The 5,180-nt window shown below is 65.7% G+C and carries 6 protein-coding genes; 2 read left to right on the top strand and 4 right to left on the bottom strand.

The window, feature by feature from the left end; translation table 11 throughout:
- The 4 genes from ACN5KJ_RS20475 to ACN5KJ_RS20490 all read right to left on the bottom strand — a co-directional run.
- A partial coding sequence (locus ACN5KJ_RS20475; protein ID WP_418596050.1) for an ABC transporter ATP-binding protein occupies positions 1-587 on the bottom strand: 587 nt, incomplete at its 3' end.
- Positions 584-1,426: an ABC transporter ATP-binding protein gene (locus ACN5KJ_RS20480; RefSeq protein ID WP_418596052.1), complete on the bottom strand. Its 843-nt coding sequence runs from the start codon at positions 1,424-1,426 to the stop codon at positions 584-586. The genes ACN5KJ_RS20475 and ACN5KJ_RS20480, both read right to left, overlap by 4 nt.
- Positions 1,423-2,325 carry a nickel transporter permease gene (nikC, locus tag ACN5KJ_RS20485; RefSeq protein ID WP_347167026.1) on the bottom strand — a complete coding sequence of 301 codons (903 nt, stop codon included), beginning with the start codon at positions 2,323-2,325 and terminating at the stop codon, positions 1,423-1,425. Before nikC ends, ACN5KJ_RS20480 begins: the two co-directional genes overlap by 4 nt.
- Positions 2,325-3,368, bottom strand: coding sequence for an ABC transporter permease (locus tag ACN5KJ_RS20490; RefSeq protein WP_418596054.1), 1,044 nt, complete (start codon positions 3,366-3,368; stop codon positions 2,325-2,327). The genes nikC and ACN5KJ_RS20490 overlap by 1 nt, the downstream gene beginning before the upstream one ends.
- A gap of 117 nt (positions 3,369-3,485) precedes the next feature.
- Here ACN5KJ_RS20490 and ACN5KJ_RS20495 point away from each other — a divergent pair, with 117 nt between their 5' ends.
- Positions 3,486-4,097 carry a helix-turn-helix domain-containing protein gene (locus ACN5KJ_RS20495; RefSeq protein WP_418596056.1) on the top strand — a complete coding sequence of 204 codons (612 nt, stop codon included), beginning with the start codon at positions 3,486-3,488 and terminating at the stop codon, positions 4,095-4,097.
- Between the two features lie 43 nt (positions 4,098-4,140).
- The coding region (locus ACN5KJ_RS20500; RefSeq protein WP_418596058.1) for an ABC transporter substrate-binding protein at positions 4,141-5,180 on the top strand (1,040 nt) is incomplete at its 3' end.

Genomic DNA, 5,180 nt, shown 5'->3' on the forward strand with positions numbered 1-5,180 from the left:
GTGACCATCAGGTAGGTCAGCCCCTGTTCACGGCGCAGCCGCTTCAGCAGGTTCAGGATCTCGGCCTGCACCGAGACATCCAGCGCCGAAGTCGGCTCGTCCAGCAGCATCACCTTCGGCTCCAGCATCAGCGCCCGGGCGATGGCGACACGCTGGCGCTGGCCGCCCGACAGCTGGTGCGGAAAGCGGAAGCGGAAGCGCTGATCGAGGCCGACGGCGGCCAGCATCTCGACCACCTTCTCGCTGCGCTTGCCGATGCCGTGGATCGCCAGCGGCTCGGACAGGACCGTGTCCACGGTCTTGCGCGGATGCAGCGAGGCATAGGGGTCCTGGAAGACCATCTGGCAGGTCTCGGAGAAGGCCCGGTCGGTGCCATGGCCGCGCGGCTTGCCCAGCACGGAAATCTCTCCCGTCCAGTCCGGCGCCAGCCCGGCGATGGCCTTCAGCACGGTCGACTTGCCCGAACCGCTCTCGCCGACCAGCGCGAAGCTTTCGCCCGGCGCCACGTCGAAGCTTACGTCGCGCACCACCTTGGTGTCGCCGTAAGAGATATCCAGATCCCTGAGGGAAATCGCGGGGCTGCTCATGTGCCTGCTCCTCCGCTGCGGTCCATCACCGGCAGCTCGTCTCGGGTTTCCTGCATGCGGGGCTGAGCCGCCAGCAGGCCCTTCGTGTAGGGATGGCTGGCCTTGTGCAGATCGGCGGCGGCGCAGGCCTCGACCACCTCGCCGCCGTTCATCACCAGGATTCGGTCGCAGTAGCGCGCCACAAGGTTCAGGTCGTGGCTGATCAGGATCAGCCCCATGCCGTTGCCGGTCACCAGCTCCTCGATCAGGTCCAGCACCTGCGCCTGCACCGAGACATCCAGCGCCGAGGTCGGCTCATCCGCGATCAGCAGTTGCGGGCGCGGGATCAGCATCATGGCGATCATCACCCGCTGCCCCATGCCGCCCGAAACCTCGTGCGGATACATCTTCGCCACCCGCTCGGGGTCATTGATGCGGACCGAGTTCAGCATCTCGATCACCCGCGCCTGCAGATCGCGGCGGGGCAGGTTCTCATGCACCTGCAACGCCTCGGCGATCTGGTGGCCGATGGTCATCACCGGGTTCAGAGAGAATTTCGGGTCCTGCATGATCATCGAGATCCGCGCGCCGCGGATCCGGCGCATCTGGCGGCTGCTCTGCGCCAACAGGTCCAGCCCGTCGAAACGCAGGGTCTTCGCGGTCTGCTTGCCCGGTGCCCGGATCAGCCGCAGGATCGACCGGCCCGTCATCGACTTGCCGGATCCGCTTTCGCCGACGATGCCCAGGCGCTCTTCGCAGCCCAGGGTCAGGTTCAGCCCCTTCACGACCTCCACCGGCCCCTTGGGGGTGGCGAAGCTGACCCGCAGGTCCTCGATTTCCAGAAGCGGTGCGTCGGTCATTTCTCGCCCCCCTGTTTAGGATCCAGCACGTCGCGCAACCCGTCGCCCAGGAAGCAGAAGCCCAGCGAGACGAGGATAATGGCGAAGCCCGGCATGGTGGCGACCCACCACTGGTCCAGGATGAAGGTCCGCCCGCGCGAGATCATGGCCCCCCATTCCGGCAGCGGCGGCTGTGCGCCAAGACCAAGGAAGCCCAGACCGGCGGCGGTCAGGATGATGCCCGCCATGTCCAGCGTCACCCGCACGATCATCGACGAGGTACAAAGCGGCAGCACGTGGCGGAAGATGATCCGCGAATGCGAGCCGCCGACCAGCCGCACCGCCTGGATGTACTCGGCATTGCGGAAGGTCAGCGTCTCGGCCCTTGCGATACGGGCATAGGCGGGCCAGGCGGTGATGGCGATGGCGATGATCGCGTTCTCGATTCCCGGCCCAAGGGCGGCGACGAAGGCCAGCGCCAGGATCAGCTTGGGCAGCGACAGGAAGACGTCGGTCAGCCCCATCAGGATGCGGTCGACCCAGCCGCCGAAATAGCCCGCGACAGCGCCGATGATCAGACCCAGCGGCGCCGAGATCACCGCCACAAGCGCCACGATCATCAGCGTGATTCGCGAGCCGTAGACGACGCGGCTGAAGATGTCGCGGCCCAGTTCGTCGGTGCCCATCCAGTGCTCTGCCGAGGGCGGCAGCAGGCGGTTCTGCAGGTTCTGACCCACCGGGCTTTCCGGCGCGATCCAGGGCGCAAACAGCGCCGTGACCAGAAGCAGCAGGATGATCAAAAGGCCCGCCAGGGCCAGCGGATTGCGCATCAGCGCCGCCATCATGCGCCATGCGCGGCCCAGGTTGGCCTGGGTCAGGGTTGCGGGGCTGTCGTCGAGCAGCCAGTCTCTCGTGCTCATCAGCGGCTCCTCGGGTCAAGGACGCGGTAAAGCACGTCCGAAATCTTGTTGATCAGGATGAAGACCGAGCCGATGACCAGCGTGGCCCCCAGCACGGCATTCATGTCGGCATTCAGCAGCGCCGTGGTCAGGTAGTTGCCGATGCCGGGCCAGCTGAAGACGGTCTCGATCATCACCGAACCCTCCAGCAGCGCGGCGTAGGACAGGCCGATGACGGTGATCAGCGGCACGCGGATCGGCTTGAAACCATGCACCCAGATCACCCGCCACTCGGGCACACCCTTGACGCGGGCGGTGGTGATGAACTCCTGTCCCAGCTGGTCCAGCATGAAGCTGCGGGTCATCCGGGCGATGAAGGCCAGCGAGAAGAAGCCCAGGATCGAGGCCGGCAGCACGAGGTGCGAAAGCGCGTTCCAGAAGACGTCCCAATCGCCCGCCAGCGCGGCATCGATCAGCATGACATTGGTGCGCGCGGGCACCAGGCCTTCATAGAAGATGTCCAGCCGCCCCGGCCCCGCGACCCAGCCGAGCCCGGCGTAGAAGACCGCCAGCCCGACGAGGCCCAGCCAGAAGGCGGGCACCGAATAGCCCAGCAGGGCAAAGACCCGCATCACCTGATCGACCCATTCGCCGCGCCGCGTGGCGGCCCAGACCCCGGCGGGCACGCCAAGGACAACCCCGATGAAGATGCCCAGCGTCGCCATCTCCAGCGTCGCCGGGAAGACCCGCAGCAGATCGTCCGCGACTGGGCGGTTGGTCGAGATCGAGCGGCCCAGGTCACCCTGCATCACCGACCAGACGTAGTCGAAGAACTGCACCACCAGCGGTCGGTCCAGCCCCATGGCGATCCGCGCCGCGTCGTATTGCTCTTGCGTCGCGCGGTCCCCGACCACCGAAAGCACGGGGTCGATGGGCACCACGCGCCCGATGAAGAAGGTGATTGCCAGCAGGCCCAGGAAGGTCAGCGCGGTGACGACGACGAAGCCGCCGATCCCCCGCGCACCGCGCCCCGCCCTGACGGCTATTGATGCTTCTGTCGCCAAGGTCTCCGCCTCCTTTGGCTTCGGTCAAATGAATTCTCACCCCCAGTGTTACAAATTTTTTTGCCATAGTAAAAAATTTTTTGTAGCGTGGGGGAAAGGATTTCGGAGGAGCCCACCATGGCACGGGAGAAGCAGAAGGCTGAGCCGCAGCTCGGACCGCTTATTCGCAAGCGCCGAAAGCAGCTTGGGCTGACTCTGCAGGCCTTGTGCGACAAGGCGGGTGTCTCGGTCGGCTACCTCAGCCAGGTGGAACGCGACAACGCGACGCCCTCGCTGGGAACGCTGGCGCAGATCGCCGCGGCGCTGGACGTGACGCTGGAGTATTTCATCGCCGCCCCCGGCCCCTCCGACAGCCTGACCCGCGCCGAGACCCGGCCGCAGTTCTCGCTGAACGGCTCGTCCATCGGCTACGAGAACCTGGCCACAGATTTTCCCGGCGCCGAACTGTCCAGCTACATCCTTCATGTGCCTGCGGGCTATGCCTCGGAGGTGGTCAGCCACGAGGGCGAAGAGATCATCTACATCCTGGAGGGCGAGATCGAGCAGACCCTCGACGGCCAGGTCATCCGGATGAAGGCCGGTGACAGCCTGCATTACAGCGGGTTGCGCCCCCATTCCTGGACCAATCCAGCTGACAAGCCCGTCCGGATCCTCTGGACGGGAACCCTGGCCGTGCTGAACCGCAAGGGCGGGATGAAACTACCGGAGATGGCGCCGCTGGAGAGCTGATAAACGCCATCCCGCTTCACTCAACCCCAACAAGGAGAGCCACATGAACAAGCTGAAATCCGCACTGTTTGCCTCGGCGCTCGCGCTGCCCCTGGCGGGCACCGCGGCGCTGGCCGACACGCCCGATGACATCCTGGTCATCGCCCAGAACATCGACGACATCGTCGCGATCGACCCGGCGCAGGCCTATGAATTCACCTCTGGCGAGCTGGTCACCAACCTCTACGACCGCCTGGTGCAGTACGATGCGGAAGACCCGACCGTCCTGGCCCCCGGCATCGCGACCGAATGGGTCGCCGACGCCGAAGCCAAGACCATCACCTTCACCCTGCGTGACGATGCGGTCTTCAACTCCGGCAACCCGGTGACCGCCGAGGACGTGCTGTTCTCGCTCTCGCGCGTCATCAAGCTGAACCTGACGCCCGCCTTCATCCTCGCCCAGCTCGGCTGGACCCCGGAGAACGTGGACGACATGCTGACCGCCGAGGGCAACCTCGTCACGGTGAAATACGAGGGCGATTTCTCGCCCGCCTTCGTGCTGAACGTGCTGGCCGCGCGCCCCGCCTCCATCGTCGACAAGGCGCTGGCGATGGAGCACGAGGTCGACGGCGACATGGGCAATGCCTGGCTGAACGCCAACTCGGCAGGCTCGGGCCCCTTCGCGCTGACCGCCTACACCCCGGGTCAGATGGTGCGCATGGCCGCCAACGCGGACTACTTCAAGGGCGCGCCCAAGATGTCCCAGGTGATCATCCGCCACGTTGCCGAGGCCGCCACCCAGCAGCTGCTGCTGGAACAGGGCGACATCGACATGGCGCGCAACCTGACCCCCGACCAGGTCGCCTCGCTGTCCGGCGACGACATCAAGGTCGAGACCTTCCCGCAGGCCGCCGTCCACTTCCTGTCCTTCAACCAGAAGACCAAGAGCCTGACCGATCCGGCCGTCTGGGAAGCCGCGCGCTACCTGGTCGACTACACCGGCATGACCGACACGATCATCAAGGGCCAGATGGAGGTCCACCAGGCCTTCTGGCCGAAGGGTTTCCCCGGCTCCTACGACGAGACGCCCTTCACCTATGATCC

Source organism: Ponticoccus sp. (in: a-proteobacteria), assembly GCF_048381735.1.

What these genes read in the sequence shown, in the direction of transcription:
- ACN5KJ_RS20480 (WP_418596052.1), bottom strand. Translation starts at nt 1,426, where the DNA reads ATGACCGACGCACCGCTTCTGGAAATCGAGGACCTGCGGGTCAGCTTC.
- ACN5KJ_RS20495 (WP_418596056.1), top strand. Translation starts at nt 3,486, where the DNA reads ATGGCACGGGAGAAGCAGAAGGCTGAGCCGCAGCTCGGACCGCTTATT.
- nikC (WP_347167026.1), bottom strand. Translation starts at nt 2,325, where the DNA reads ATGAGCACGAGAGACTGGCTGCTCGACGACAGCCCCGCAACCCTGACC.